This is a genomic window from Kocuria sp. NBRC 114282, assembly GCF_030268385.1.
In the GTDB taxonomy this organism is placed as follows: domain Bacteria; phylum Actinomycetota; class Actinomycetes; order Actinomycetales; family Micrococcaceae; genus Kocuria; species Kocuria palustris.
The window spans coordinates 1-25,837 of sequence record NZ_BSQO01000003.1 but is presented as its reverse complement, the minus strand read 5'-3'; the positions used below and the strand labels follow the sequence as shown (position 1 = coordinate 25,837).

Genomic DNA, 25,837 nt, shown 5'->3' with positions numbered 1-25,837 from the left:
TCACGTGCCGACATATTTGAAAGTGCTCTCGCTACAGTGGAGGACATGACTTCGCAGGAGACGACACCCCAGATCGTGCACGGGCAGGCCGAGCAGCCCACGGCAGAGCTCGGTGCTGATGTCATGGCGAAGGCCTGCGCGTCGCGTTCCGTGCTGCATCACGTCACGGGCCGATGGGGCGCCCTGACCATGGTCGCGCTCTCCCGCAGCGAGGGCCCTGCGCGCTTCGGCGAGCTGCGCCGGGCCATCGAGGGCATCAGCGACCGCATGCTCTCCCAGACCCTCAGCGAGCTCGAGCACGACGGCCTGGTGGTGCGAACCGTGCACAGCGCCATCCCGCCGCACGTGGACTACGCCCTGACGGAACTCGGCGCGGCCGTGGCCGAGCCTCTCATTGCGCTCATCACCACGATCGAGGCGGATCTGCCCGCCGTGCTGGAGGCCCGGAAGGTGCACGACGACTGCGCGTGACCAGCCCGCGCAGTCGTCGTCGGCAGCCGTCGATCTCGGCCCCACAGGCCTGGGACCGTCAGGCCACCTGCCGGCCCGTCGCCGATCTGCGCTTCACAGACCGGCGCTGTCCGCTCCTGCGGCGGCCTCCTCATGCGTGTACCCCTCGTAGATCAGCTGATCCACGAGCTCTGCGCGCGACATCGGCATCAGATCCAGATAGCTCTGTGCCGACCGGCCCGCCTGTTCCGAGTAGTCCACGCTCAGGCTGCTCACCCCGGATTCGGCCTGGTCAGGGGTGTATCCCTCATAGACGAGCTGATCGACCAGCCCGGAGCGGCTGAAGCCGGTCATGTCGAGGTAGCTCTGTGCACTTCCAGCGGCCTGCTGGGCGTAATCCACGGTCAGCCCGTCCACCGCCGCCGTGGCCTCAGAGTTCGAGTAGCCCTCGTACTCAAGCTGCTCGATCAGGCCGCTGCGGGAGAAGTTCGTGAAGTCCAGATAGTTCTGCGCCGCCGCCGTCGCCGTGCCCTGCGGCACAGCCCCGGGGCCGCCTGCGGAGGCGTCCTCGCCGAACGGGTTCTGACCGACGTCCGCCGGCACCGGGACCTCGCCCGGGGCCGGACCGACGCCCGACTCCTCGGCGAAGGGGTCCTGCCCGACGTCCGCCGGGACAGGAGTCTCGTCCGGAGTCGGCCCGGCGGAAGGATCCTGAGCTTCAGCCGGGGTCTCCGCCTGCGCCTCGGTGGCAGGCTGATCGGTCGGCGCGGAGGATGCCTCCGTGGCGGTCTCGGTGGGCGTCTCGGCCTCGGTCGGCTCAGCGCTCGGCGAGGCAGATGCGGAGGCGGAGGCGGAGGACGTCGAGTCCTTCTCGGCGTCCTCCCCCGAGCCGCAGGCGCTGAGCAGCAGCACGGCGGCCAATCCCGTTGCGATCCCTGCGGTGGTCCTGCGGACGCGCTGTCCCATGGCTGCTGTGCTCCTCGGCGATGAAGTGAGGCCTCGGATCGCACCGAAGATCGGCACCCCGAAGCAGATGATATGAATTACATCACATCTTCAGGGGGCAGGCAGGCGCGCCTGCCCAGCGATCCTCCGCGGTACGTCGGCGGCCCCGCGTAGCGTTCGGAGCATGACGAACGATCACTTCGCAGGTGACGACCGCAGCCACTGGCAGCGCATGCTCGACGGCGACCCCTACATCGCCGATGGCCCCGAGTTCGCTGAAGCCTCCCGCCGCGCCACGCGCCTCTCCGATGCCTTCCACCGCGCCGTCGTCGACGTCGATCCCGGCTCCCGCGAGCTGCTCGAGGAGCTGCTCGGGCACCTCGGTGAGGACGCGGACGTGCGCCCGCCGCTCTGTGTGGACTACGGCAGCCGCATCAGCATCGGCGCCCGGTCCTTCGTGAACTTCAACCTCACTGCCCTGGACGTCGCGCCGATCACCGTCGGTGCGGACTGCCAGCTCGGACCCAACGTCCAGCTGCTGACGCCCACCCACCCCGTGGAGCCCGGCCCTCGACGGGACAAGCTCGAGGATGCCGAGCCGATCACGCTGGGCGACAACGTCTGGCTCGGCGGCGGCGTGATCGTGTGCCCCGGCGTGAGCATCGGCGAGAACACCGTGGTGGGCGCAGGATCCGTGGTCACCAGGGATCTGCCCGCGAACGTGATCGCCGTCGGCAACCCCGCCAAGGTCATCCGCGAGATCCAGGCCGACTGACCCCCATTCCCCCAGAAGGAGCACGTCCATGAGCGCTGTGGCCGGGCGCGACTCGCTGATCGGCAAGCTCAATGCGGCCAACCACAGGATGCTCGAGGGCCAGGCAGAGCTGGTGGACGGAACCGCTCGGTTCATCGGCCCGCGGAAGGTCGCGGTGGACACGGCCGACGGCGAGCTGATCATCACCGCGGAGACGGTCGTGCTGGGCACCGGTGCCGTGCCCGCGCGCCCGGACATCCCCGGCATCGATCTGCCTCGGGTCTACGACTCGACGTCCATCCAGCACGCGGATCCCCTGCCGCAGCGCCTGGCGATCATCGGCGGCGGGTTCATCGGACTGGAGTTCGCCCAGATGTTCCAGCACTTCGGCTCCCAGGTCACCGTGCTGGATTCCGGCGAGCATTTCCTGCGCCGCGCCGAGCCTGTCGTGGCGGAGTCGGTGCACCAGGTGCTCACGGAGGCCGGCGTCGTCGTGCGGCAGAGCGCCCGGGTGCAGCAGATCCGGCAGGACGGCGAGGCCCTCGTGCTGGAGCTGGCCGACGGCCAGGTCCAGGCCGATGCCGTGCTGGTGGCTGCAGGCCGCACCCCGGCCACCGCCGACCTGAACCTGGAGGCAGCCGGCATCGAGACCGACGACCGGGCCTTCGTGGCGGTCGATGATCAGCTGCGCACGAGCGCGGAGGGCGTGTACGCGGTGGGCGACGTCAACGGCGGCCCGCAGTTCACCTACATCTCCCTGGACGACCACCGCATCGTCTGGGATCAGCTCCTCGGCTCCGGGCAGCGCAGCCGCGCCGACCGCGTGGCCGTGCCGAGCACGACGTTCCTCACTCCCCCGCTGTCCCAGGTGGGCATGGGCCCGGAGGAAGCCGTGCGTGCAGGGCACTCGGTCCTCTACGCGGCCAAGGACGTGGCCTCGATCGCCGCCATGCCGCGGCCCAAGATCGTGGGCGAGACCGACGGCGTCATCACCTTCACTGTGGACGCGCAGACCCGGCAGGTGCTGGGCGCCTCGCTGTTCTGCATCGATTCCCAGGAGCTGATCAATCTGGTGGCCCTGGCCATCCGGGTCCAGGTCACCGCGGACGAGCTGATGAACGGCATCTGGACCCACCCCTCCAGCACGGAGGCGCTGAACGAGGTGCTCGGCGAGCTGCAGCCGTATTCGGGCGACAGCGCCTGAGACAGCGACAGCCCGGTCGGCGCACCGGCGACCCCGCAAGATCAGTCAGCCGCCAGGAGCTCCTCCACGGTCTCCAGCGCCTCCGTCGACTCCAGGTGCGGGCAGTGGCGCTGTCCCTCCAGGATCCGCAGCTGGGCACCCGGAATGAGCTCGGCGAGGCGCCGGGCGCTGTCAGGAGGTGTCACCTGGTCGTCGGCTCCGTGCAGCACCAGCGTGGGCGGCTGAATCCGGGACAGGTCGCCCCAGGCGTCGTGGCCGCGGCTGGCCTGGAAGTGCCTTCGGCGGGCGGTGAGATCGGCGTCGCGGGCGAAGAACTGCTCGACGACATCTGGATGCTGGGCTGCGAAGCCGTCGGTGAAGAACAGCGGCGTCATGGTCCTGCGGTCACCGGAGGCCAGGGCGGCGTCGATCCCCGGTCCGCGCGGGCCGTCCCGACGGTCGCCTCCGGTGGTGCTGGCCAGGACCAGCCGTCGCACGCGCTCCGGCGCATCGATCGCCAGCCACTGACCGATGCGCCCGCCCATCGAATGGCCGTAGACATCCGCGCGCTCCAGACCGGCATCCGTCATCACGGCGAGCGCGTCCTGGGCCAGCGCCCGTGTGCTGAGCCCGTCGGGCTCCCCCAGCGTGCTGCGCCCCACGCCGCGATGATCGAAGACCACGACCCGCCGTCTGCGCGCCAGCTGCGGCAGCACATGCAGCCAGCTGAGGTGGGTGGTGGCCTGACCCGCGATCAGCAGCAGACCGGGGCCCTCGCCATACGACGCCCACTGCAGCCGCGCGCCGTCTGCGGTCTCCACGGTCCCGATCCGCTTGTCAGCCTGCTGCGGCTCCTCGCTCATGGCAGACCACCGTACTCCGGCGGGGCCTAGAGCCAAGACCGTCCTCTGAGAGGAACGCCTCAGCTGCCCGGATGCAGCGATGCGCCGCTGTCCGGCTCCGCGGTGTAGAAGGTCAGGTCGTTCTAGGCCCGCTGAGCGAGGGGGATCTCCGTGGACTGTCAGGTCAGCTCGAACTCCCCGACGGCGGGGTGCTGGAGCCCCTTCCGCCCCTCATGGCAGATGAGGATGTCGTGGGAGCCCCAGTACGCGCTGACCTGCTCGCTGACCGTGGAGAGCTCTCCGATCAGCTCCCGCAGCGCCATGTCGTACGGCGCAGGCCCCGCCTCGGCCCGCAGCAGGGCGACCATTGCGGCGGCACCGCCCTCCCAATCGAGGAAGAACTCCCGAGAACCGGGGTCCAGGAAGTGGTAACGCGCGGAGTTCGCCCGCCCGCCCCTGGCCGTGGCGCTGTCGAAGATGGGCGCGTGCAAGGCCCTGCCCAGCGCATCCACGCCGATTACGTCCAGGCGCAGAGCATCGGCGACGGCGGCCAGGACCTCCTCCGAGACCCCTGCGATGTGGCCCTTCTAGAGCTTCGTGTACCACTCGGTGCTGACCCCCGCGAGCACCGCGACCTCCTCACGCCGCAGGCCGGGGACCCAGAGACGGGCGCTGGTGGACAGGCCGACGTCGGCAGGCGTGAGCTTGGCCCGCCGAGTGGCGAGGAAGTCCCGGATGTCGTCGCGATTGTCCATGCCCCCCCCGATAGGAGGACCGGCCGAGCGAAGGGGGCCTGCTCAGCACCCCGCTGAGGGAACGTCTCACGGCGCCGACGATGCCTGCTCCATCGCCTGCGGTGGGATTCACAAGCTCCGCAATGAGCGGAGGAGAGGTGTGGAGGCAGGCATGGCTGTCCCCGAAAAGGATCTGCCGCGCATCCAGCGCTTGTGCCGTGAGCAAGTGCCCGAGCATCTGCGCGATCAGGTGCGCGTCGAGGTGGACGCAGCCGAGCGCCACGTCACGATCTTCGAGACGAGACCCCCGTGGGACGGCCAGGGTGATTGGGCACGCTTCGCCATCTTCTGGCGCTGAGGGCTTCCGACGCCGGAATCCGTCGAGCAGCCCCGCTGCATGAGCACCACAATCTGATGGCCCCGTGGTGTCGCTCGGCAGGTGGGCACCCACCGCTGCTGAGGGGACTCATCGGCCGTGCCTCAGGCCCCGAAGGCCTTCAGATGCGTCCCCTCGGCGCCCTCCTGCCTCTGGCCCGATGGTCCAGAACGACATCATCAGGGCAACGACGAAGGGCCGCACCGGGAGGTGCGGCCCTTCGTGTTCCTTCGGTGGAGCTGAGGGGACTCGAACCCCTGACCCTCTGCATGCCATGCAGATGCGCTACCAGCTGCGCCACAGCCCCTTGCCGTTTCCGACCTGGAAACTCTACCACGTTCCCGAGCTGAATCCCTCATCGAGAGTTCCTACTCGTTCCCGCTGGGTTCGTCTCCCGTTCGGCAACGCGTTAGATATTAGGGGACGCTCGGCGGCCGTGCAAATCGGCCGCCGGTCCCCCCACCGGATCAGCCTGCTGACGGCTCTGCCGCGGCCTCGGCCAGGCCCAGGTCGATCGTGGGAGCATCGCCCCACAGGCGCTCGAGCGCGTAGAACGCCCGCTCCTCGTCGTGCTGGACGTGCACGACAACGTCGCCGAAGTCGAGCAGCACCCAGCGGCCCTCGGCGCGGCCTTCGCGGCGGAGGGGCTTGAGGTCGTGCTTCTCCAGCAGGTCCTCCTCGATCGCATCGACGATCGAGGCCACCTGGCGCTCATTGGGCGCCGAGGCGATCAGGAACGAATCGACGATGGCCAGCGCCTCGCTCACGTCGATGGCCACGATGTTCTCGGCCTTCTTGTCATCGGCGGCGCGCGCCGCCGTGCGGAGGTACTCCAGGGAGGTCTCGGGAATGCTCATGCAGTGCTTCCTCTCGATCGCCAGCGGCGATGGATGGTGGTGTGTCTCAGGTTCAGAGGATGAAGAAGATGATCAGGACCGCGAGCAGCGCCAGGACCAGGATCGCCGCGATCGTCAGGACGGGCGTGCGCCAGTCCGACGGCGTGCGGTAGTCCTTGGGATCCATCAGCTGCAGGCCCTGGGCATTGACGGCGCGCACGGGCTCCGACGGCTCCTGCTCGTCATCGCTCGCAGCGGCACCGACAGCCCCTGCTGCGTCCTGCGGCGAGCTCTGCTCGGACGCGTTCGCCTCCGCGCCCTCCGAGGACTCCAGGGAGGACGCGTGCTCCTCGACCGCCTCGGCGGAGTCGCTCGGCTGAGCAGTCTCCGACGACTCCTCGAGGTCATCGCGCGCCGGCTCCTCGGCGGGCTCAGATGCCGGCACGACCGGAACGGGCTCGCTCCACGGCGTCGCCTGGATCGCGGGGTCGCTCGGCGCCTCATCAGAGGCCCGGTCCGACTGCTCGACCTGCTCCGAGACCTCTTCGGGCGCCTCCTCGAGAGAGGACGTCCCGGGCTGGGTCTCGTGGGCCTCCTGCTCGTCGAGGGAGGCCAGGTACTCGTCCGTGATGGGCTGGATGCTCTGCGTCTGGGCGATCGCCTCGTCGGCGAGCCGGCGGTCCTCCTCGGAGGAGATCGCGGCACGGGAGGCGAGCTCGGCCATGCGCCGCTGCTTCCGCGCCAGCACGGGATCCACGTGCGCGGGGTCCTCCGTGCCGGAGCGCTCGATCTCCTGCTGGTGCTCGGCCATCTGCTCGCGCAGCAGCGCCAGGCGCCGCGGGCCCAGCGGGCGGCTCGGGCCCACGGCGATGTCGCCGCCCAGGTCGATGATCGGCGCCGGCGGGTTCAGGCCCTGCTGATCAGGGTCGGTGGGATCCGGGATGGTGACGTCATCCGGTGCAGCGTCGCTGTCCTGTGCGAACCGGCCGTCGCTCATCGGTGCCTCGAATCTGCTCGCCCGTATGAGCGGGCGGCGGGATGAATGTGTGCGTGGGGGTCTTCAGGCGGTGCCGAGGGTATCGGCGGGCCAGCGGTGGTCGTCACCGGGACGGTAGAGACCGTACTTGCCGATGTACTGGACCACGCCGTCCGGCACCAGATACCAGACGGGCTGACCGCTGCGCACCCTGGCGCGGCAGTCCGTGGACGAGATCGCCATGGCGGGGACCTCCAGCAGGACGACATCGCCGGCGCCCTCGGGGACGCTGAGCTCATGGCCCGGCCGCGTCACGCCGACGAAGTGCGCCAGGTCCCAGATGTCCTCCGCCCCGTGCCAGGAGAGGATCTCGCTGAGGACATCCGCGCCGGTGATGAAGAACAGGTCCGAATCCGGACGCAGCTCATTCAGGTCCCGAAGGGTGTCCACGGTGTACGTGGGCCCGTGGCGGTCGATGTCCACGCGCGAGACGCTGAAGCGCGGATTGGCCGCCGTGGCGACCACGGTCATCAGGTAGCGGTGCTCGGCGTCCGAGACCTCGGAGCCGGACTTCTGCCAGGGCTGACCGGTCGGCACGAACACGACCTCATCCAGACCGAACACTGCGGCCACCTCGGAGGCGGCGACCAGGTGCCCGTGGTGGATGGGGTCGAACGTGCCGCCCATGACGCCGAGCCTGGTGCGCCCGGGGCGCCGCGGCGGCACCTGGATCCCCTGCGGGGCCCGAGCGCGCGCTGGATCCTGCGCCTGGCGCTTGGCCACGATGCTCAGCTCGGAGGTCTCCGACACGGGGTGTCCGGGATGTCCTGCTGCGCTCAGTGCCCGCGCTTGGCCGAGTAGCTGGCCAGCATGGCGGCCTCGTCAGCCGGCAGCTGGGCCGGATCCACGTGGTGGTCGGTGTCATCCGGCGACTGACTGCGGGGCCCGAAGGTCAGGGTGGTGATCAGCAGCAGCATGAACACGATGAAGGCCACGATGCCGAACCACGGCCCGTTGACCGGCAGCTCGTTGACGATGTGGTGGCCGCCCTCGGCAGCCTGGATCAGCACTGAGGTCTGCTGCATGGTCTTCCCTTCTGTCTCCCCGCACGCGCGCGGGGCTCCTGGTCCCCACCATGGTAGCGGTCCAGGAGCCCCGTTCGCGGCTTCGGCTCAGCTCGCGCCCAGCACACGTCCGGCCGGTGCGGGCCGTCTCCTGCTTCAGGGACGGATGTGGCCGTCGCCCTGCACGATCCACTTGGTCGTGGTCAGCTCCTCGAGGCCCATGGGCCCGCGGGCGTGCATCTTCTGCGTGGAGATCCCGATCTCCGCGCCCAGGCCGAGCTGGCCGCCGTCGGTGAAGCGCGTGGAGGCGTTGACCATCACGGCCGCAGCGTCGATCGAGGCGATGAACTTCTCGGAAGCGGCCAGATCGTTCGTCACGATCGCCTCGGTATGGCGGGTCGTGTACTTCTCGATGTGCTCGAGCGCCTCGTCCAGGGAGTCCACGACCTTCACGGCCATGTGCATGTCGAGGTACTCGGTCTCCCAGTCCTCCTCCGTGGCCGCCGGCTGATCCGAGCCGGAAGGCAGCAGCTGCGCGGCGCGCTCGTCGACGTGCAGCGTCACACCGGCCTTGATCAGCGCTTCGAGCACGGCGGCACCGGCGGTGGAGTCCTTGTGCAGCAGCAGCGTCTCGGCGGTGTTGCAGGTGGAGGTGCGATGCGTCTTGGCGTTCACGGCGACCTCGACGGCCATCTTCTCGGCGGCCGAGGCGTCGATGAAGACGTGCACGTTGCCCTCGCCGGTCTCGATGACCGGAACCGTGGCGTTCTGGACGACGGACTGGATGAGCCCGTGTCCCCCGCGAGGGATCAGCACGTCAACCTTGCCGCGCGCCGACATCAGGGCGGTGGCGCCGTCGCGGCCGTAGTCGTCGACGGTCTGCACGATGTCCACGGGCAGCCGCTTGTCCGCCAGGGCGTCGCGGATCAACCCGACGAGCACGCGGTTGGACTCGGCGGCAGCGGAGCCGCCGCGCAGCAGGACGGCGTTGCCCGACTTCAGGGCGATACCTGCGATATCGACCGTCACATTCGGGCGCGCCTCGTAGATCGCGCCGACGACGCCCATGGGCACGCGCACCTGACGCATGCGCAGTCCGTTGGCCAGGGTCTCGCCGCGCACCATGGTGCCGACGGGATCCGGAAGCGCGGCCAGCTCGCGCAGCGAGTCCGCCAGCCCCTTGATGCGATCCTCGTCCAGCTCCAACCGGTCCAGCAGGGCCGAGGAGGTCCCGTTCTCGCGACCTCGGTCGATATCGCGCCTGTTGGCCTCGATGATGCGCTCGGAGGACTTCTCGATGGCCTCCGCGATGTGCAGCAGCGCGGCGTCCTTGCGCGAGCGGGTGGCCGTGGCCAGCGTGCGGGCTGCCACCTTGGCGTCATCGGCCATGAGCCCGACGGCCACCTGGGGGTCCTCGCCGAAGGTCTCGTGGGTCAGGCGGACCGAGGCATCGGTCGAGGCGGTGTCGTTCGTGGTGTTCTCGCTCATCAGGGTGTGCTCCTCCTCCGCCGTCGCGGCGGGGTCGTGAATCATCCTGCTCCGGTGGTCTTCCTGCTCAGCACAGCGAACCTGCCCGGCGCATTGTTCCGCGCCGGGCCAGGCCGCCGGATCACTCGCTCCTGCGCTGGCGGGGCTTGTCCGCGGCGTCGGAGGTGCTGCGCTTGCGGGAGGCGGACCTCGCGGCGGCGCCGTCCTTGGCCTTCGCCTTGGACTTCCCCTCGGCCTTGTCCTTGTCCTTGGTCTTGGCCTTGGACTTCGCGCCTGCGCCGTCCTTGGCCTTCACCTTGGGCATGGACTGGGTCCTGGCGCGGCGGCGCACCTTGGTCTTGGCCGAGCGCGGGCGGATGGTCACGAGGTTGTCCACGTGGACCAGCTCGCGCTCGAAGCGCGAGCCCAGGTCCTCCCCGATCTCCCGGGTCGTGCGGCCCAGCATGTCCGGGATGTCCTCGGAGTCGTAGTTGGACAGCCCGTGGGCGACCTCCTCGCCCTCGGAGTTCACCAGCGAGACCGGCTCACCTGCCGCGAAGCGGCCGCGGACCTCGGTCACGCCGGCCGGCAGCAGCGACTTGCGCTTGCCGATGGCCTTGACGGCGCCGTCATCGAGCACGAGCGAGCCCTTGATGTCGGCCAGGTGCGCCAGCCACAGCAGGCGGGTGTTGCGTCGCCCGCCGGTGGGCAGGAACCAGGTGCCGACGTCCTCGCCTGCCAGGGCGCGCTCGATGTTCGCGGTGGAGGTCACCAGCGCGGGCACGCCGCCGGCCGCGGCGATGCGGGCGGCCTGGACCTTGGTCACCATGCCGCCGGAGCCCACGCCCGCCCGGCCCACGGTGCCGATCTCGACGCCCTCGAGGTCCTTGAGCGGATCCTCGACGACCGGGATGCGCTCACCGCCCTCATCCGGGTGCTTGGTGTACAGCGCGTCCACGTCCGAGAGCAGCAGCAGGACGTCGGCCTTGACCAGGTTCGCGGTCAGCGCCGCGATGCGGTCGTTGTCGCCGAACTTGATCTCCTGGGTGGCCACGGCGTCGTTCTCGTTGATGATCGGCAGCACGCCCAGGTCCAGAAGCCGCTCGATCTGGCGGTGCGTGTTCTGGTAGTGATGCCGCTTCATGAGGTCCTCGGCGGTGACCAGGACCTGGCCCACCTGGACGTCGTAGCGGGCCAGCGAGTCGATGTACCGGCCGATCAGCAGGCCCTGGCCCACGGAGGCGGCGGCCTGCTGGGCGGCCAGCTCCTTGGGGCGCTTGTCGAAGCCCAGCGGCGACAGACCGGCCGAGATCGCGCCGGAGGAGACGTAGACGATCTCCTTGCCGCGCTTCTTCTGCTGGCCCAGCGCGGCGACGATGCGCTGGATCGCGGCCTCGTCGATCGAGTTCTGGATGCTGGTCAGCGACGACGAGCCGACCTTCACGACGATCCGCTGGGCCCTGGGGATCTGCGACGGGCTCGTGATCGGCGAGACCCGGTTCTTCCCCCGGTTCTCGGAGCTGATCTGCTCGACGGACTTCTCCGCCTCCCCGCCCATGCGGTCGATGTCGTTCTTGTGCAAGACCTTCGCCATGCTTGTCCGTGTCCTTCCTGTGCCCCGCTGCGGGGCAGGTCTGAAGAGGTCAGGGGGATCGTGCGTGTCGCTAGGGTGCTGCTGTCGTGCCGCGCTGCGGCAGGGCTGGGCTCAGTCCTCGGTGGTGTCCTGGCCCTGGCTGCCGCCCTGCTGACGGGCTCGGCGCTTCTCGTCGACGGATTCGGTCCACACGCCGGCCAGGCGCTCCGATTCGAGCTCGTCGCGCGCGGCGGTCTTGGCGTCCATCCGATCGTAGAACTCCCGGCGTTTCTGCTCGCGCGTGGGACGGCTCGTGGTGTCCTGCAGTCGCGGATCCGTGCCGCGCGGTGCCGCGAGCAGCTCGGCGCCGCCGACCATGGTGGGCTCCCAGTCGAAGACCACGCCGTCCTCCTCGGGACCGATCAGCACAGCGTCGCCGGGTCGGGCCTTCTGGCGGAACAGCTCGTCCTCGATGCCGAGCTTGGCGAAGCGGTCGGCCAGGTAGCCCACCGCCTCCTCGTTGTTGAAGTCGGTCTGCAGAACCCACTTCTCGGGCTTCTCGCCGCGCACGTGCCACAGCGGCTCGAGGCCGCGCTCCTCGCGCGTGATCGTGAAGTCGGGGACCCCGACCTTCCCGCCGCGACGGGTGCGCAGCGGCTCGGGCCGCAGCACGGCCGGTGCGGTCTCATCCGGAGCCTCGGCCTCGCGGCCCTGCTCGACGAGCTCGCCCATGGCGTAGCCCAGCAGGCTCATCCCCTCGTGCGAGGCCGTGGAGACCTCGAAGACGCGATAGCCGCGCTCCTCCAGGTCCGGGCGCACGAATTCGGCCAGCTCGCGGGCATCGGGGACATCGATCTTGTTGAGCACCACCAGGCGGGGGCGCTCCAGCAGCGGGATGGAGCGACCGCCGTCGAGCTTGCCGTCGATCGCGTAGGCAGCCAGCTCGGACTCGAGCGCCTCCAGATCGGAGATCGGGTCGCGGTTGGGCTCGAGGGTGGCGCAGTCGATGACGTGCACCAGGGCGGCGCAGCGCTCCACGTGGCGCAGGAACTCGAGGCCCAGGCCCTTGCCCTCGGACGCGCCGGGGATCAGGCCGGGGACGTCGGCGACGGTGTAGCGGTACTGCCCGGCCTCGACCACGCCCAGGTTGGGGACCAGAGTCGTGAACGGGTAGTCGGCGATCTTGGGCCGCGCCTTGGACATGGCCGCGATCAGCGAGGACTTTCCGGCCGACGGGTAGCCCACCAGCGCGATGTCCGCCAGGGACTTGACCTCGAGCACGATGTCCCGGGCCTCGCCGGGAAGGCCCAGCAGCGCGAAGCCGGGGGCCTTGCGCTTGGGAGAGGCCAGGGCCGCGTTGCCGAGCCCGCCCTGACCGCCGGCGGCGGCCACGAACTCGGAGCCGACGCCGACCAGATCCGCCAGGACCTCACCGTCGCGGTCCTTCACGACAGTGCCGTCCGGGACCGAGAGGATCAGGTCCTCGCCCTTGAACCCGTTGCGGTCATCGCCCATGCCCGGGCCGCCGTTGGGCGCCGAGCGGTGCGGGGAGCGGTGATACGGCAGCAGCGTGGTGGACTGGCCGTCGACCCGCAGGATCACGGAGCCGCCGTCGCCGCCGTGGCCGCCGTCCGGTCCGCCCAGCGGCTTGAACTTCTCGCGTCGGACGGACACGCAGCCGTGGCCGCCGTTGCCGCCCGCTGCGTGGAGGACCACTCGGTCGACGAACTCGGCCATGGTCTCCCTTCCTTGCCGGGCGTCCCGCGCCGGCAGCTGATCGGCGCCCGAGGGCGCCGAGATGTGCGTTCCGCCAGGCGTTCAGCCGGCGGGGTCCTGAAACGGAAGAGAGGGCGGGCGCACGTGGCACCCACCCTCTGACTCCTCATGGTGAGCGTGACGCGGATGACCCCGCGTCGAGCGACCGCTGCAGCGCCCCCTCAGGGTCGCTGCAGCGGTCGCCGGGTCACTCAGCCGCTGCGAGGACGTTGACGACCTTGCGGCCGCGCTTGGTCCCGAAGGCCACCTGACCGGTGGCCAGGGCGAACAGGGTGTCGTCCTTGCCGCGGCCCACGTTCTCACCGGGGTGGAAGTGGGTGCCGCGCTGACGCACGATGATCGAGCCGGCGTTGACGGACTCGCCGCCGAAGCGCTTGACGCCCAGGTACTGGGCGTTGGAGTCGCGGCCGTTGCGGGTGGAGCTTGCGCCCTTCTTATGTGCCATGGCTGCTGCCTGCTTTCGCTAGTCGGTCCGGTTCGAGCCGCGGAGGCTCGGGCGGACCCATGGAGTGTGGAGAGGGTGACCGGGTGGGTCAGGCCTTGATGTCGGTGACCTTCACGGTGGTCAGCTCAGAACGGTGACCCTGGCGCTTCTTGTAGCCGGTCTTGTTCTTGTACTTCATGATGCGGATCTTGGGGCCGCGGAGGTTCTCGACGACCTCGGCCGTGACCTTGACGCCCGAGAGCTTCTCGGCCTCGGAGGTCACCTTGTCGCCGTCGACGAGCAGGAGCGCGGGGAGCTCAAGGGTGCTGCCGGTCTCACCGGCGACACGGTCGAGGGTCACGAGGTCGCCGACGGCAACCTTCTCTTGGCGGCCGCCTGCGCGGACAATCGCGTAAACCACGGGGAACTCACTTCTCTCGAGTAGAAATCACTGTCTGGGGGCGCAGACGCTCCTGCCTGACTGACGACGCCGAGATCACCGTGGCGTCGGCCTGCCAGTGGGATGGAGACAGTACGGCCGACGCGGCTTCTCAGCGGTCAGGAGCTGCACCCGGGTGTGCCTTCCGAAGTCCCGCACTCACGACATGGACGGTGTCGCGAGGGGTCATGCGGCATGGCACTGAGCAAGCAGATTACTCCATCGTCACCGCTGCGGACAAGGACATCGCCCCCGCGCGAGTCGTCATCCGGATCACGCCCCGAGCATCCCGCGCAGGGCCGGTGCCAGGTGGTGCCCGTGGTGCACGGGACCGCTGCCCCGCCCCACCTCGAGCTCCTCGGCATGCTCGAGCGCTCCGCGCAGCCAGCCCCGCGCCGCCTCCACGGACTCCGGGAGACGCCCCGAGCGCGCCGCCAGCACGGCGATCGCGCTCGAGAGGGAGCAGCCCGTGCCGTGGGTGCAGCTCGTGTCGATCCGCGCTGCGTCCCACTGCGCCACCGGCTCCTCCTGCCCTGGCGCGACCAGCGCATCAGGGGTGCGCTCCCCCGGCAGGTGCCCGCCCTTGACGAGCACGAGCACGCCCAGCCGATCGGCCAGCCGCCGTCCCTGCTCAAGGGCCTCGGACCATTCCTGCGCCGGCGCCCGGTCCAGCAGGGAGGCGAGCTCCGTGAGATTCGGCGTCACCAGGTCGGCGGAGCCCAGCAGCTCCAGGACGGCGCCGAGCGCCTCGGACTCCAGCAGGGTCCCACCGGCTGTGGCGACCATGACGGGATCGATGACGCACAGCGGCGGCTTCTGCTCCTGCAGCCACTGCCCCACGACCTCGACGGCACCGGCGCTGCCCAGCATGCCGATCTTCACGGCATCCACGACGACGTCGTCGGAGACGGCCAGCAGCTGATCCCTCAGCACCTCCGGCGGCGGGGTGTGGATCGAGCGCACTCCGCAGGTGTTCTGGGAGACGACAGCGGTGATCGCGCCCATGCCGTAGCCGCCCAGGACGCTGATGGTCTTCAGGTCCGCGTGCACTCCGGCTCCGCCGGTGGGATCGGTTCCGGCGATCGACAGGACGCGCGGGACGGCGCGCGGGCTGATGGTGCTCATCGCTGGATCTCCCGTCGGTAGGTCTGCGCCGCCAGGCGCGGATCGGCAGCCGCGCAGATCCCGGAGACCACGGCCACGCCGTCGGCACCTGCGGCCATCAGCCCCGCGACGTCCTCCGGCCGGATCCCGCCGATGGCCACGGCCGGGAGGGCACTCAGGGCTCGGGCCCGGGCGAAGCCGTCGATGCCCAGCGGCTGCGGGGCGTCGGGCTTGGTGGCGGTGGCCCGCACCGCGCCGATGCCCAGATAGTCCACCGTTGCCGGGGGCAGCCCCGCTGCGGCGGCGATCTCGGCCTCCGAGGCGGCGGAGAGGCCGATGATCGCCTCCGGGCCGCACAGCCGGCGGGCGTCCTCCGGAGGCAGATCCGACTGGCCGATGTGGACGCCGTCGCAGGCGATCCCCCGGGCGCGTGCGGCCAGGTGGCACTCCACGCGATCGTCCACGACCACCGGGGCCGCGCCGTCGACGGCCGACACGACGGCCTCGAGCAGCTCGAGCAGCTCGCGTCCGGAGGCATCCTTGGCCCGGACCTGGATCATGCTCGCCCCGCCCTCGACAGCCAGCCGCGCGACCTCGGGGACGCTGCGAGGCCGGCTGAGCTGGGGGTCGGTGACGTGGTAGAGCGACAGTGCGGCGGGGTCGAATCGGGGGCTCATCGCCCGGCCTCCTCTGCCTGACCCGCCCCGGCGGCGGCACCGTCCGCGGCGCTCGGTGCGCCGGCCGCCTCCGCCTCGACGCGGCACCGTTCGGCGACGTCCTCGGGGCGCAGCCCGGCCAGGGCGTCGAGCAGATGCACGGCGAAGGACCCCGGGCCCTGGCAGCGATCGGCGGCGTCCTCGGCCGCCAGTCCCCAGACCAGGCTCCCGGCCGCGGCGGCGTCGGCGGGGTCCTGCGCGACGGCAGCGAAGGCCGCGATCACGGAGCCCAGGGCGCACCCTCCGCCCACCACCTGGGTCAGCAGCTCGTGACCGTGCGGCACGCGCAGCGTCCCCGACGCGGAGACGATCAGATCGACGGGCCCGGAGATGGCCACGGCATCGGCGCAACCGGCCGACACGAGCTGCCGGGCGGCCTGCACCGCTGTCTCCGGGGCATCCGTCGTGTCGACGCCGCGGCCCCCGGCCCCTCCGGTCAGAGCCAGGACCTCCGAGGGGTTGCCGCGGATCACCGCGGGACGGGACTCCAGCAGCTCGGCGGCAAGGGCGGTGCGGATCGGCAGCGAGCCGATCGCCACCGGGTCCAGCACCCAGGGTCGGCCTCCGGCCTGCCGGGCGGCAGCGGCCTCGCGCATGGCGCCGCGCTGCTCGGGATCGGGAGTGCCCAGATTGATCAGCATGCCATCGGCGATCTCGGCGAACGGCCCGGCCTCCCCCTGGATGTCCGTCATGGCCGGAGCGGCGCCGAGGGCCAGCAGGGCGTTGGCGGTGAAGTTGGAGACCACTGTGTTGGTCAGGCACTGCACCAGGGGGCGCGTGCTGCGCAGCTGCTCGAGCAGCTGGGCCATCCGGGCCGAGACCGGCCCGGAGGCGTCGTGCGATGGATTCAGGGTGCGACTGTGCGTCATGGCGACAATCCCTCCGCTAGTGCGAACTAGTTCAGGTTCGACGGGTGTGCTCTCAGCCGCCTGCTCGGGCGGCACCCCGTGTCGTGCCTGCTCAGTCTACCCATGATCCGGCTGCCCGGGCGAAGACGATGACGGCCGCCTCCCCTTCTCGGGGAGACGGCCGTCATGCGACCGGGTCGTCCTGTCGGCGCCGGCCGATCACCGGCGCCGACTGCGCTCAGGAGTGCTCGTGCTCACCCTGCGAGGCGTCCCCGCCATCCTGCGCCGGACCCGCCTGGGGGGCGGCCTCCGGGGCGCTGGCGCGGCGCGAGCGGCGCGGGCGACGGCGCGGACCGGCGGCACCGGGCTCGCGCTCGCCCAGCGAGCTGGCCAGCGACTCGAGCTGCGAGCCGGACGAGCCCCCGGCGCCCAGCGCCTCGGCGGCGCTCTGGCCCTGCGGCAGCTCGATGACCTCGCCGTTGATCGTCACCTGCGAGGCTCCCTCGGAGGTCGAGACCACCGAGGCGCTGCCTGCGGTCACGGTCGCCGAGGCGGCCGGAGCCGCAGGAGCCGGCTGCGGGACCTCGGGCGTGCCCGCCGGAGCCGCCGCACGACGCGAGCGACGCGCCCGCTGGCGCACCGGGGCGGCCTGCTCCGCGTCCGCACCGCGCACCGTGGCCGTGCCCTGGACGGCGGGAGCCGCCGGTGCGGCAGGCGCCTGCACCGACTCCGGGGCAGCCTGCGGAGCGGCCGCGGTGCGGCTGCGGCGCTGCTGCTGAGCAGCCGCCGCCCGCTCGCCCTGCGATGCGCCCTGAGCGGCGTCCTTCGACTCGCTGCGCGCCGTGCGCGAGCGCCGCTCACGACGGCCCTCGGAGCCCTCGGCCGAGTCTCGGCGCGAGCTCGAACGGCTCAGCTCCCGCACCTCCGGGGACGCGGGGTCGCCGACCATGGCCTGGGCCGCGGGGGCCTGCTCTGCAGCGTCCTCGCCCGAGGTGCTCCGCTCGGGGGCTTCGCCGGAGGCCGCTCGGATGCGCGCCTCGATCAGCGAGCGGGTCTCATCCTCGGAGCGGGCCCCGGACTGCGCCTCGGACCGGCCGCGGCCGCCACGGCCGGAGGAGCGCTCACCGCGCTGCCGGCGCTGCCCGGAGCGGCCGTCTGACTCACCGCGGCCCTGCTCTGCCTGGGCGCCGGTGTCCTGGCCCTGCCCCGGATCGGCCTGCGGGGAGTCCTGCCGGTCGCTCTGGGCCTGGTCGCTGCGGTCCTGATCGTTCTGGTCCTGCGGGGCCTGGCCGTCCTGACCGCGGCCGCGCGAGCGCTTGCCGCGGCGCTTGCGACGACGCTTGCCGCTCTCGCGGGAGTCCTGGGACTCCTGCGGGCGCTGGCCCTGGGACTCCTGGTCCCCGGCGGGCTCGCTCGCAGAGGCTGCCTCCGTCCGCTCTCCTGCCGAGGCGGAGGAGTCGGTGTCGTGGCCGCTGGCCGAGGCGATCGCGGCCAGGGCGCTTCGGGTGGCCTGTGCGCGCTTTGCCTGCTCCGGATCCTCGGCGCGCGGACGCTGCTCGTCCTGAGCGCCCGGGAGACGACGGCTGCGCTTGCGGTCGTTGCGACCCTGCCGGTTGTCCGAGGAGCCCGAGCTGCGGCCCTTGAGCGGGTGATCGTGGACGACCACGCCGCGGCCGTCGCAGGCCTCGCAGTCCTCCGAGAAGACCTCGAGCAGGCCGGTGCCCATGCGCTTGCGGGTCATCTGCACGAGCCCCAGCGAGGTGACCTCGGCGACCTGGTGCTTGGTGCGGTCGCGACCCAGGCACTCGACCAGGCGCCGCAGCACGAGGTCGCGGTTGGCCTCGAGCACCATGTCGATGAAGTCGATGACCACGATGCCGCCGATATCGCGCAGGCGCAGCTGCCGCACGATCTCCTCGGCCGCCTCGAGGTTGTTCTTGGTGACGGTCTCCTCGAGATTGCCGCCGGAGCCGGTGAACTTGCCCGTGTTGACGTCGACGACGGTCATGGCCTCGGTGCGGTCGATCACCAGGGAGCCGCCCGAGGGCAGCATGACCTTGCGCTCCAGTGCCTTGAAGATCTGATCGTCCACCCGGTAGTGGGCGAAGAGATCCTCGTCCCTCTCCCAGCGGTGGACGCGGTCCAGCAGGTCAGGTGCCACGTAGGTCACGTAGGCCTCGATGCCGTCCCAGGCCTCCTGGCCCTGGACGTGCATGGCGGTGAAGTCCTCGTTGAAGACGTCGCGCACGGTCTTGATGGTCAGATCCGGCTCGGCGTACAGCAGCTCCGGCGCAAGCGTCTTGCCCTGGGCCGCCTTCTCCTGGATCTGCTCCCACTGGGTGCGCAGGCGGTTGATGTCGTTGGTCAGCTCCTCCTCCGAAGCCCCCTCGGCGGCGGTGCGCACGATGACGCCCGCACCCTCCGGGAGGTGATCCTTGAGGATCTTCTTCAGCCGCTGGCGCTCGACGTCGGGCAGCTTGCGGGAGATGCCGGTCATCGAGCCGCCGGGCACGAACACGAGGTAGCGCCCCGGCAGGGAGATCTGGCTGGTCAGGCGCGCGCCCTTGTGCCCCACCGGGTCCTTGGTGGCCTGCACGAGCACCGGGTCTCCGGGCTTCAGCGCATTCTCGATGCGCTTGGCCGCACCGTTGAGGCTCGCCTTGTCCCAGTCGACCTCGCCGGCGTAGAGGACTGCGTTGCGGCCGCGGCCGATGTCCACGAAGGCGGCCTCCATGGACGGCAGCACGTTCTGGACCTTGCCCAGGTAGACGCTGCCGATCAGCGAGTCCTGCTGGGTGTGCGAGACGAAGTGCTCCGCGAGGATCCCGTCCTCGAGCACGCCGATCTGGATGCGGTCGTTCTTCTGCCGCACCACCATGGTCCGCTCGACCGATTCCCGACGAGCCAGGAACTCCGCCTCGGTGATCACCTGGCGGCGGCGCCCGGTCTGACGCGACTCGCGACGACGCTGCTTCTTGGCCTCCAGGCGCGTGGAGCCCTTGACCGACTGCACGGTGGTGGGCGCGGAGCCGTCGACCACGCGCGCGGTGCGGATGCGCGTGATGGTCTGCTCCGGGTCGCCGTCGTCCCCGCCGATCAGCTCCAGATCCTCCGAGCCGCGACGGCGCCTGCGCCGACGTCGGCTCGTGACCCCCGCACCGGGCTCCGGGTCCTCATACTCGGCCTCCTCGGCCTGCTCCTCCTCCTGCACCTCGCGCAGACGAGCCTCCTCGCGCTCGCGCTCGGCGCGCTCCCGTGCCGCGGCGACGTCCTCCGGGGCCGGGGCGTGGAAGAGCAGCGACGTGGCCGACGCCGCGCCGAACGCGGCGAACGGATCCGCCGCCGGCTGCTCGTCCTTGGTCTCCTCGTCCTTGCCCTGCTGCGGCGGCTCCTGCTGGGCCGGCTCCTGCTGGGCCGGCTGCTGCTGGCTCTGCGCCTCCTGGGTCTGCTCGCTGCCGCCCAGCGGCGCGGTGCGCAGGATCGTGGTGCTGGCCTGCTCCTGCGTGTGCTCTGCGGACTCGAGCGCCTCGAAGGCGGTCTGCGCCGGATCTGCCTGCTCGGCGGCCTGGCCCTCGGTCTCGACGCGCTCGCCCTCCTGCTGGGACTCCTCGTCCTGCGCCGACTCCGTCTGCTCGGTCTGGTCTGTCAGGCTCTTCTTGCCGCCGGCCTCGGCCTGCTTGGTCCCGGCGTCCGCCGACGGGGCGGGATCCGTCGAGGCCGGCTCAGCGGATGCCGTCTCCGCCGACGCCGTCTCAGCGGTGGTCGCCCGGGGTTCCGTGGGGGTGTCCTGAGCCGATGCGCCCAGGTCGATCTCGGTCTGGGCCGACGGGTCAGCGGAATCGGTGGAGGGGCTCTCCGCCGGGACGTTCGAGTCCTCCGGTGAAGAGTCCGACTCGGGCTGTGCCTGCTCTGATGCCATGTGTGCTGTGCTCCTGCGGGTACCAGCCGTCCGCACCCGGCGGTCCCCCGGTCGTGAGCGCCGTGCGTGGCCCCGAGGGGTCGCGCGGCTGCTGCAAGAAGTCGTGTGTGTGCGCTGCGCGGGGGCGCTGATCGCCGGGCGCGCAGGCCGTCACGGATCCGAGTCGCCGGGGCGGGCCCTGTAGGACCCTGCTCACGGCCGATCTTGTCCGGGCGGCGGACGCGCTCGATCCTTCCGAGAGCTGCGGCCGCGCCGACCGGGTCGGAGCCGTCGACGGACCCTCCCACGGGTGCGGCCGAAGGAGGACCGCTCTCATTCTGACACAGGGCTCCCCGCGAATGAGGCACATCACGTCCGATCCCGGGGTGATCACCACGACCCCGGTCTCGGGCACGACCCCCGTAGGATCGGGAGGGTGAAGACTCGAGACACCCAGGCACCCCCCACCGACGAGCTGAGCCGCGCGAGCGCCGCCGAGCAGGGCTCCGAGCCCACCGCCCCTCGCCCTGAAGGCGACCTCGGCTGGGCGATCCTGGCCCTGATCACTGCAGCCGCCGGGCTGTACGCCTCGATCTCGCTGGTCGGGGAGAAGCTGCAGATCCTGGAGAACCCGCTGCACACCACGGCCTGCGACATCAATGCGGTGCTCTCGTGCGGCACGGTGATCCGCACCGACCAGGCGGCGGTCTTCGGATTCCCGAACCCTCTGATCGGCCTGGTGGCCTACGCGGTCGTGATCGTGATCGCCGTGGCCGTGCTGGCCGGGGCGCGGTTCCGGAACTGGTTCTGGTGGGGTCTGATCGTCGGTCAGCTCCTGGGCCAGGTCTTCCTGATCTGGCTGTGGTTCGAGGCCACCTTCCAGATCAACGCCCTGTGCCTGTACTGCATGCTCGTGTGGCTGGTGCACCCGTTCCTGCTGATGTCCACGATCGGTCGCAGCGTGCGCACCGGGGTGCTTCCGGGCTCGGCGGCCGCCCGCTCGAGCTCCGGTCTGTGGAGCATGGGCGCGGCCGTGCTGATCGTGGTGATCATCTTCGGCGCCGTGCTGGTGCGCTTCTCCGGCACCATGTTCGGCTGATCCCCCACGGCTGCCCTGGAGCAGCTGCGATGCAGAAGAGCGAACGCCCCGGAAGAAAACTTCCGGGGCGTTCGCACTGTCATTCCCCCGCATCTGCACGGACCGCAGGACGATCCGTCGGCGATCGGGAGGGACCCACAGCCTAGGGCTGCGCCCGAACCTCCGCAATCCGCTCAGGGGACTTCCCAGTGCTCAGCGCGGCGGCATGCGCAGCGCGCCGTCCATGCGCACCGTCTCGCCGTTGAGGTAGTCGTGCTCGACGAGCATGCTCACCAGGCGCGCGTACTCATCCGGGCGGGCCAGGCGCGCCGGGAACGGGACGGTGGCCTCCAGCCCGGCGCGGAAGTCCGGGTCGATCCCGGCCATCATGGGCGTCTCGACGATTCCCGGGGCGATCGTGCACACACGGATGCCCTTCGAGGCCAGGTCTCGGGCCGCCGAGATCGTCAGCGCGTGGACGCCGCCCTTCGAGGCCGCGTAGGCGGCCTGCCCGATCTGGCCCTCGAAGGCTGCGACGGAGGCGGTGGAGACGATCAGGCCGCGCTGGCCGTCGTCGTCGACCGGCTCGAGCTCGGCCATGGCGGCGGCCGCAGCTGTCATGACGCTGAAGGTGCCGATCAGGTTGATCTCCACGACCTTCTGGAACAGCCCGATGTCGTGGGGGCCCTTCTTGCTGAGGATGCGCTGGCCCGGGGCGATGCCCGCACAGTTCACGGCCAGGCGCAGCGGGCCGGCCGCTGCCGCCTCCTGCACGGCGGCCTGCACGGCCTCGGGGTCGGTGACGTCGGCGGCGATCAGGTGCACGCCGTCCTGGGCCTCGGCCTTGTCGATCGAGGGCTGCAGGTCCACCCCGTACACGGTGGCTCCCTGGGCGACGAGCGCGGCCGCGGTGGCCGCGCCGAGTCCTGAGGCCGCTCCGGTGACGAGGGCGACGGTGTCCTTCAGCTGCATGGTCTCTCCTTGGGGTTCTCGTCCAGGTTCGGGTATCGATGAGCGCTGGGCGCGGGATCGGGATTCAGGAGCGCTCGCCGACCCCGGCGCCCTGCTCCTTGCGCTGGGCGCGCAGCACATTGCGCTGGACCTTGCCCGACGGGGTCTTGGGAAGCTCGTCGACCAGGTGGACCCTGCGCGGGAAGGCGTGCGCGGCGTACTCGGTCTTCACGAACCGGGCGATCTCCTCGCCCAGGCCGTCCGCCCGCTGCACGTCGTCGCGCAGCACGACGAAGGCCTCCACGACCTCGCCGCGCAGCTCGTCGGGCACGCCGATCACGGCTGCCTCGGCCACGGCCGGGTGGCCCATCAGCGCCGACTCGACCTCGAGCGGGCCCACCCGGTACCCGGCCATGAGGATGACGTCGTCGTCGCGCGAGGTGAAGGCGAACGCCCCCGAGGACAGCCTGCGGGCCAGATCCCCGGTCAGATACAGGCTCCCGTCGCGCGAATAGCGCTGCGCTGTGCGCTCGGGCTCGTCCACGTAGCCGGTGAACCACATCAGGGGGCTGTCCGGCAGGACGATCGCCAGGCGGCCGGGCTCGTCGTCAGGGGCGGGCCGATCCGCCTCGAGCTCGAGGACCTGCGCTGCAAATCCGGGCAGAGGCCGGCCCATGGAGCCGGGCTCGATCGGACGCAGCACGTCCGGGTGCCAGCCGTTGACGATGCACATGCCCATCTCGGTCTGGCCGTAGTCGTCGCGGATGGCCGTGCCCAGATGCTGCTCGGCCCACTCGACCAGCTGCGGGTTCAGGGGCTCTCCGGCAGACGAGGCCACGCGCACGCTCAGAGGCTGGTCCGGAGCGGACCCGGAGCGCAGCACCCGGTACACGGTCGGAGCCGCCGCGAGGTTGGTGACGCCGAGCTCGGCGATCAGCCGCCAGGTCAGCTCGGGGCTGAAGCCGCCGCGCAGCAGGATGTTGGCCCGCCCCATGGACAGCGGGCCCATGAGCCCGTAGTACAGGCCGTAGGCCCATCCGGGATCGGCGGCGTTCCAGAAGACGTCGTCCGCGCGCACGTCGAGACCGTACTCGAGGTAGATGCCGAACGCGGCCAGCGCGCGCACTGGGACCGGGACCGCCTTGGGCGATCCCGTGGTTCCGGAGGTGTAGATGTGCACCAGGTGATCGTCGCCGTCGCGAAGCGCTGCCGGCAGGCCTGCCTGCTGCTGCTCGATCAGCTGCTCCAGCGTCGGGGCCACGACGGGCTCGCCGGAGCCGTCGTCGGCTGTCACGACGGTCCAGCCGGCGTCCTCGCCGCGCAGCTGCTCGGAGTCCAGCTTGGAGCGCTGGGAGGCGTCGCACACCACCACATGAGGCTGGCTGGGCAGCAGCCGCTGGGCGATCGCGGACGGGGCGAAGGCTGTGAACAGCGGGATGTGGATCGCGCCCAGGCGCCAGATGCCCAGCAGCGTCACCACCAGGTCCTCGCCCTTGCCCATCAGCGTGGCGACCCGGTCACCGGGTCCCACTCCGAGCTCGGCGAGTGCCGCCGCCGCGCGCTGCGAGCGCTCGGTGAGGTGCCCGTAGGTCAGATCGCGGCGGGAGAGGTCCTGCTCGACGACCGTGAAGGCCACGGCCTGCGGATCGTGGCGGTCGCACAGCAGGTGCGCGACCGGGATGCCGGTGCCGCTGACCTGCTCCAGCAGGTCCTGAGCCCTGCGCTCCGGGGTGCTCACGGCGTCTCCTTCGAGGGTGGGATCGTCTTCCGTGCGCGCGTGCACGGGACCTTCAGCAACCTACTGGTGCGCCCCGTGAGTGTGCAACGGCTCACACCCCACCGGCGCGTCGCGGCGCGGCAGGTACGACGACGGCCGCACCGAGCGGATCGGTGCGGCCGTCGTGATGCTGCGGAGGACTTCAGCTCAGGCGAACCAGATGCCGATCTCGCGCTCGGCGGACTCGGAGGAGTCGGAGCCGTGCACGATGTTCTTCTGGACCTTCTCGCCCCAGTCGCGGGCCAGGTCGCCGCGGATGGTCCCGGCGGCGGCCTTGACCGGATCGGACACCCCGGCCATGGCGCGGAAGGACTCGATCACGGACTCTCCCTCGAACACGGCGGCCACCACGGGCCCGGACATCATGAACTCGACGAGCGGCTCGAAGAACGGCTTGCCCTGGTGCTCGGCGTAGTGCTGCTCCAGGATCTCGCGGGTGGCGTCGAGCTTCTTGAGCTTGGCCAGGCGGAAGCCGCGGGCCTCGACCCGGGCCAGGACCTGGCCGGTCAGGCCGCGCTCGACGCCGTCGGGCTTGACCAGGATGAGGGTGCGCTCGGTCATTCGGTGCTTCTCCGTCTCTGCCGTGCGCCCTGGACGGGCGCGGTGTTCAGGTCTTCGGGACCACCCTAGGTGTTGTGGGGCATGAGGTTCTTGTCACCAACGGCGTGCTCAGATGAGGCGAGCGGGCTCTTCGCCGCAGGATGGAAGTTCCTACACGACCCATCCACGGAAAGACAGAGCCCGCTCATGCCCCACGCTAATGCACCACTGACCCCTACCGGGCGTCTGCGCATGGTCGAACGCCACCTGCACGACGGCATCCCGATCGCTCACGTGGCCGCCGAGTTCCGTGTCTCGCGCCCGACCGTCACGACCTGGGTGGCCCGCTATCGCGCCGAAGGGCGGCCGGGGTTGAAGGACCGCTCCAGTCGTCCGCACACGGCCACCAGCCAGCTCGATCCGCGGCTCATCGTCCGGATCGAAGAGCTGCGGCGGGAACGGAAGTGGCCAGCCCGGCGCATCCATTACCATCTGCGCGCCGAAGGCCATCAGCTGCATCTGCGCACCGTGGGCCGGTGGCTGCACCGACTCGGGATCTCCCGACTGCGCGACCTCACCCCGGCCGGGGAACAGCTGCGCCGAGCCCCGCAGCGCATCCGTACGAGCAGGCCCGGGCAGATGGTGCACCTGGACGTGAAGAAGCTCGGGCGCATCCCCGATGGCGGGGGCTGGTGGGCCCATGGCCGCGGCAGCCAGGCGGCCCTGGCCTCCAAGCGCCAGGGCCGTGTCGGCTATACGTACCTGCACTCGGCAATCGATGCGCACACGCGCTTGACCTACACCGAGGCCCTGCCCGATGAGAAGGCCGGGACCACGATCGGGTTCTTCTCCCGGGCCAGGGTGTTCTTCGCTGCGCACGGGATCACCGAGCTGGAACGGGTGGTCACGGAAACGGGAACAACTACCGTGCCGCCGACTTCACCCGTACGGTGCAGGCCCTGAATCGCCCCGGGTCTGGTGGAGGCTCTGAATCCACGGGAGGATGAGGAGCATGGCAGCACCGAGGAAGTACCCCGACGAGCTTCGGGAGAGAGCCACGAGGATGGCAGTTCAGTCACGGCGCGA

At 70.8% G+C, this 25,837-nt stretch carries 25 protein-coding genes, 1 tRNA gene, 1 pseudogene and 1 riboswitch; of the genes and pseudogenes, 6 read left to right on the top strand and 21 right to left on the bottom strand.

All coding sequences use genetic code 11. The features are described from left to right. Nucleotides 1-45 precede the first annotated feature (45 nt). Entirely contained in the window at nt 46-471 is a 426-nt protein-coding gene (locus QSJ40_RS06375) for a winged helix-turn-helix transcriptional regulator (protein WP_024290589.1), read from the top strand. A gap of 93 nt (nt 472-564) precedes the next feature. On the opposite strand, the gene QSJ40_RS06370 is transcribed toward QSJ40_RS06375, so the two are convergent. Next, nucleotides 565-1,416 carry an Ltp family lipoprotein gene (locus tag QSJ40_RS06370; RefSeq protein WP_285729632.1) on the bottom strand — a complete coding sequence of 284 codons (852 nt, stop codon included), beginning with the start codon at nt 1,414-1,416 and terminating at the stop codon, nt 565-567. A gap of 163 nt (nt 1,417-1,579) precedes the next feature. On the opposite strand from QSJ40_RS06370, the gene QSJ40_RS06365 reads away from it, so the two are divergent. Then, on the top strand, nt 1,580-2,170 hold the full coding sequence (locus tag QSJ40_RS06365) for a sugar O-acetyltransferase (protein ID WP_285729630.1): 591 nt from the start codon (nt 1,580-1,582) through the stop codon (nt 2,168-2,170). A gap of 28 nt (nt 2,171-2,198) precedes the next feature. Further along, nucleotides 2,199-3,353, top strand: coding sequence for a dihydrolipoyl dehydrogenase family protein (locus QSJ40_RS06360; RefSeq protein WP_235586727.1), 1,155 nt, complete (start codon nt 2,199-2,201; stop codon nt 3,351-3,353). A gap of 41 nt (nt 3,354-3,394) precedes the next feature. Here QSJ40_RS06360 and QSJ40_RS06355 read toward each other — a convergent pair whose 3' ends face one another. The 3 genes from QSJ40_RS06355 to QSJ40_RS06345 form a co-directional block, all read right to left on the bottom strand. After that, nucleotides 3,395-4,195, bottom strand: coding sequence for an alpha/beta fold hydrolase (locus QSJ40_RS06355; RefSeq protein WP_082676880.1), 801 nt, complete (start codon nt 4,193-4,195; stop codon nt 3,395-3,397). Between the two features lie 158 nt (nt 4,196-4,353). Further along, on the bottom strand, nt 4,354-4,728 hold the full coding sequence (locus QSJ40_RS06350) for an MmyB family transcriptional regulator (RefSeq protein WP_268766246.1): 375 nt from the start codon (nt 4,726-4,728) through the stop codon (nt 4,354-4,356). A gap of 33 nt (nt 4,729-4,761) precedes the next feature. Then, nucleotides 4,762-4,929, bottom strand: coding sequence for a helix-turn-helix domain-containing protein (locus QSJ40_RS06345; protein WP_235586729.1), 168 nt, complete (start codon nt 4,927-4,929; stop codon nt 4,762-4,764). 151 nt (nt 4,930-5,080) lie between these two features. Between QSJ40_RS06345 and QSJ40_RS06340 the strand changes: the two genes are divergently transcribed. Continuing rightward, nucleotides 5,081-5,266, top strand: coding sequence for a DUF3024 domain-containing protein (locus QSJ40_RS06340; RefSeq protein ID WP_235586730.1), 186 nt, complete (start codon nt 5,081-5,083; stop codon nt 5,264-5,266). A 252-nt stretch (nt 5,267-5,518) separates the two neighbouring features. Here QSJ40_RS06340 and QSJ40_RS06335 read toward each other — a convergent pair. The 14 genes from QSJ40_RS06335 to QSJ40_RS06270 form a co-directional block, all read right to left on the bottom strand. Beyond that, a tRNA-Ala gene (locus QSJ40_RS06335) sits at nt 5,519-5,591 on the bottom strand. 160 nt (nt 5,592-5,751) lie between these two features. Next, nucleotides 5,752-6,141, bottom strand: a complete 390-nt coding sequence (gene rsfS / locus QSJ40_RS06330; RefSeq protein ID WP_285729622.1) for a ribosome silencing factor — start codon at nt 6,139-6,141, stop codon at nt 5,752-5,754. 52 nt (nt 6,142-6,193) lie between these two features. Next, on the bottom strand, nt 6,194-7,117 hold the full coding sequence (locus tag QSJ40_RS06325; RefSeq protein ID WP_285729620.1) for a hypothetical protein: 924 nt from the start codon (nt 7,115-7,117) through the stop codon (nt 6,194-6,196). A gap of 63 nt (nt 7,118-7,180) precedes the next feature. Beyond that, nucleotides 7,181-7,828, bottom strand: coding sequence for a nicotinate-nucleotide adenylyltransferase (nadD, locus tag QSJ40_RS06320; protein WP_285730177.1), 648 nt, complete (start codon nt 7,826-7,828; stop codon nt 7,181-7,183). 104 nt (nt 7,829-7,932) lie between these two features. After that, nucleotides 7,933-8,181, bottom strand: a complete 249-nt coding sequence (locus QSJ40_RS06315) for a hypothetical protein (RefSeq protein WP_024290597.1) — start codon at nt 8,179-8,181, stop codon at nt 7,933-7,935. 135 nt (nt 8,182-8,316) lie between these two features. Beyond that, nucleotides 8,317-9,648, bottom strand: coding sequence for a glutamate-5-semialdehyde dehydrogenase (locus QSJ40_RS06310; RefSeq protein WP_502875241.1), 1,332 nt, complete (start codon nt 9,646-9,648; stop codon nt 8,317-8,319). 121 nt (nt 9,649-9,769) lie between these two features. Further along, entirely contained in the window at nt 9,770-11,221 is a 1,452-nt protein-coding gene (gene proB, locus QSJ40_RS06305; RefSeq protein WP_352156186.1) for a glutamate 5-kinase, read from the bottom strand. A gap of 111 nt (nt 11,222-11,332) precedes the next feature. Next, nucleotides 11,333-12,937 carry a GTPase ObgE gene (gene obgE / locus QSJ40_RS06300; protein WP_285729618.1) on the bottom strand — a complete coding sequence of 535 codons (1,605 nt, stop codon included), beginning with the start codon at nt 12,935-12,937 and terminating at the stop codon, nt 11,333-11,335. Between the two features lie 226 nt (nt 12,938-13,163). Beyond that, complete coding sequence (gene rpmA, locus QSJ40_RS06295) at nt 13,164-13,421, bottom strand: 50S ribosomal protein L27 (protein ID WP_006214639.1); 258 nt, start codon at nt 13,419-13,421, stop codon at nt 13,164-13,166. Nucleotides 13,422-13,509: 88 nt separating this feature from the next. Then, a complete protein-coding gene (gene rplU, locus QSJ40_RS06290) occupies nt 13,510-13,821 on the bottom strand; it encodes a 50S ribosomal protein L21 (RefSeq protein ID WP_006214638.1) in 312 nt (103 codons plus the stop codon). A gap of 291 nt (nt 13,822-14,112) precedes the next feature. Beyond that, a complete protein-coding gene (gene thiD / locus QSJ40_RS06285; RefSeq protein ID WP_024290601.1) occupies nt 14,113-14,964 on the bottom strand; it encodes a bifunctional hydroxymethylpyrimidine kinase/phosphomethylpyrimidine kinase in 852 nt (283 codons plus the stop codon). Beyond that, on the bottom strand, nt 14,961-15,620 hold the full coding sequence (thiE, locus tag QSJ40_RS06280; protein WP_251715411.1) for a thiamine phosphate synthase: 660 nt from the start codon (nt 15,618-15,620) through the stop codon (nt 14,961-14,963). Before thiE ends, thiD begins: the two co-directional genes overlap by 4 nt. After that, entirely contained in the window at nt 15,617-16,528 is a 912-nt protein-coding gene (gene thiM / locus QSJ40_RS06275; protein WP_285729611.1) for a hydroxyethylthiazole kinase, read from the bottom strand. The genes thiE and thiM overlap by 4 nt, the downstream gene beginning before the upstream one ends. Next, a riboswitch (TPP riboswitch) is annotated at nt 16,519-16,617 on the bottom strand. (Overlaps the previous gene by 10 nt.) 128 nt (nt 16,618-16,745) lie before the next feature. After that, nucleotides 16,746-20,426: an Rne/Rng family ribonuclease gene (locus QSJ40_RS06270; RefSeq protein WP_285729609.1), complete on the bottom strand. Its 3,681-nt coding sequence runs from the start codon at nt 20,424-20,426 to the stop codon at nt 16,746-16,748. Nucleotides 20,427-20,841: 415 nt separating this feature from the next. On the opposite strand from QSJ40_RS06270, the gene QSJ40_RS06265 reads away from it, so the two are divergent. Further along, complete coding sequence (locus tag QSJ40_RS06265) at nt 20,842-21,504, top strand: vitamin K epoxide reductase family protein (RefSeq protein ID WP_285729606.1); 663 nt, start codon at nt 20,842-20,844, stop codon at nt 21,502-21,504. Between the two features lie 192 nt (nt 21,505-21,696). On the opposite strand, the gene QSJ40_RS06260 is transcribed toward QSJ40_RS06265, so the two are convergent. From QSJ40_RS06260 to ndk, 3 genes are all read right to left on the bottom strand, one after another. Next, nucleotides 21,697-22,455 carry an SDR family NAD(P)-dependent oxidoreductase gene (locus QSJ40_RS06260; RefSeq protein WP_285729604.1) on the bottom strand — a complete coding sequence of 253 codons (759 nt, stop codon included), beginning with the start codon at nt 22,453-22,455 and terminating at the stop codon, nt 21,697-21,699. Nucleotides 22,456-22,519: 64 nt separating this feature from the next. Then, nucleotides 22,520-24,172, bottom strand: a complete 1,653-nt coding sequence (locus QSJ40_RS06255; protein WP_285729602.1) for an AMP-binding protein — start codon at nt 24,170-24,172, stop codon at nt 22,520-22,522. A 186-nt stretch (nt 24,173-24,358) separates the two neighbouring features. Further along, nucleotides 24,359-24,772 (bottom strand): nucleoside-diphosphate kinase, encoded by a 414-nt coding sequence (gene ndk / locus QSJ40_RS06250; protein ID WP_285729600.1) that lies wholly within the window; start codon nt 24,770-24,772, stop codon nt 24,359-24,361. A gap of 186 nt (nt 24,773-24,958) precedes the next feature. Between ndk and QSJ40_RS06245 the strand changes: the two are divergent. Then, a pseudogene (locus QSJ40_RS06245) lies at nt 24,959-25,713 on the top strand (helix-turn-helix domain-containing protein); the annotation flags it as partial. Nucleotides 25,714-25,837 lie beyond the last annotated feature (124 nt).

Excerpts from the sequence above, each read along its gene's own strand:
- QSJ40_RS06375 (WP_024290589.1), top strand. The coding sequence starts at position 46 with ATGACTTCGCAGGAGACGACACCCCAGATCGTGCACGGGCAGGCCGAG.
- QSJ40_RS06370 (WP_285729632.1), bottom strand. The coding sequence starts at position 1,416 with ATGGGACAGCGCGTCCGCAGGACCACCGCAGGGATCGCAACGGGATTG.
- QSJ40_RS06365 (WP_285729630.1), top strand. The coding sequence starts at position 1,580 with ATGACGAACGATCACTTCGCAGGTGACGACCGCAGCCACTGGCAGCGC.
- QSJ40_RS06360 (WP_235586727.1), top strand. The coding sequence starts at position 2,199 with ATGAGCGCTGTGGCCGGGCGCGACTCGCTGATCGGCAAGCTCAATGCG.
- QSJ40_RS06355 (WP_082676880.1), bottom strand. The coding sequence starts at position 4,195 with ATGAGCGAGGAGCCGCAGCAGGCTGACAAGCGGATCGGGACCGTGGAG.
- QSJ40_RS06345 (WP_235586729.1), bottom strand. The coding sequence starts at position 4,929 with ATGGACAATCGCGACGACATCCGGGACTTCCTCGCCACTCGGCGGGCC.
- QSJ40_RS06340 (WP_235586730.1), top strand. The coding sequence starts at position 5,081 with ATGGCTGTCCCCGAAAAGGATCTGCCGCGCATCCAGCGCTTGTGCCGT.
- rsfS (WP_285729622.1), bottom strand. The coding sequence starts at position 6,141 with ATGAGCATTCCCGAGACCTCCCTGGAGTACCTCCGCACGGCGGCGCGC.
- QSJ40_RS06325 (WP_285729620.1), bottom strand. The coding sequence starts at position 7,117 with ATGAGCGACGGCCGGTTCGCACAGGACAGCGACGCTGCACCGGATGAC.
- QSJ40_RS06315 (WP_024290597.1), bottom strand. The coding sequence starts at position 8,181 with ATGCAGCAGACCTCAGTGCTGATCCAGGCTGCCGAGGGCGGCCACCAC.
- QSJ40_RS06310 (WP_502875241.1), bottom strand. The coding sequence starts at position 9,648 with ATGAGCGAGAACACCACGAACGACACCGCCTCGACCGATGCCTCGGTC.
- proB (WP_352156186.1), bottom strand. The coding sequence starts at position 11,221 with ATGGCGAAGGTCTTGCACAAGAACGACATCGACCGCATGGGCGGGGAG.
- obgE (WP_285729618.1), bottom strand. The coding sequence starts at position 12,937 with ATGGCCGAGTTCGTCGACCGAGTGGTCCTCCACGCAGCGGGCGGCAAC.
- rpmA (WP_006214639.1), bottom strand. The coding sequence starts at position 13,421 with ATGGCACATAAGAAGGGCGCAAGCTCCACCCGCAACGGCCGCGACTCC.
- thiD (WP_024290601.1), bottom strand. The coding sequence starts at position 14,964 with ATGAGCACCATCAGCCCGCGCGCCGTCCCGCGCGTCCTGTCGATCGCC.
- thiE (WP_251715411.1), bottom strand. The coding sequence starts at position 15,620 with ATGAGCCCCCGATTCGACCCCGCCGCACTGTCGCTCTACCACGTCACC.
- thiM (WP_285729611.1), bottom strand. The coding sequence starts at position 16,528 with ATGACGCACAGTCGCACCCTGAATCCATCGCACGACGCCTCCGGGCCG.
- QSJ40_RS06270 (WP_285729609.1), bottom strand. The coding sequence starts at position 20,426 with ATGGCATCAGAGCAGGCACAGCCCGAGTCGGACTCTTCACCGGAGGAC.
- QSJ40_RS06260 (WP_285729604.1), bottom strand. The coding sequence starts at position 22,455 with ATGCAGCTGAAGGACACCGTCGCCCTCGTCACCGGAGCGGCCTCAGGA.
- ndk (WP_285729600.1), bottom strand. The coding sequence starts at position 24,772 with ATGACCGAGCGCACCCTCATCCTGGTCAAGCCCGACGGCGTCGAGCGC.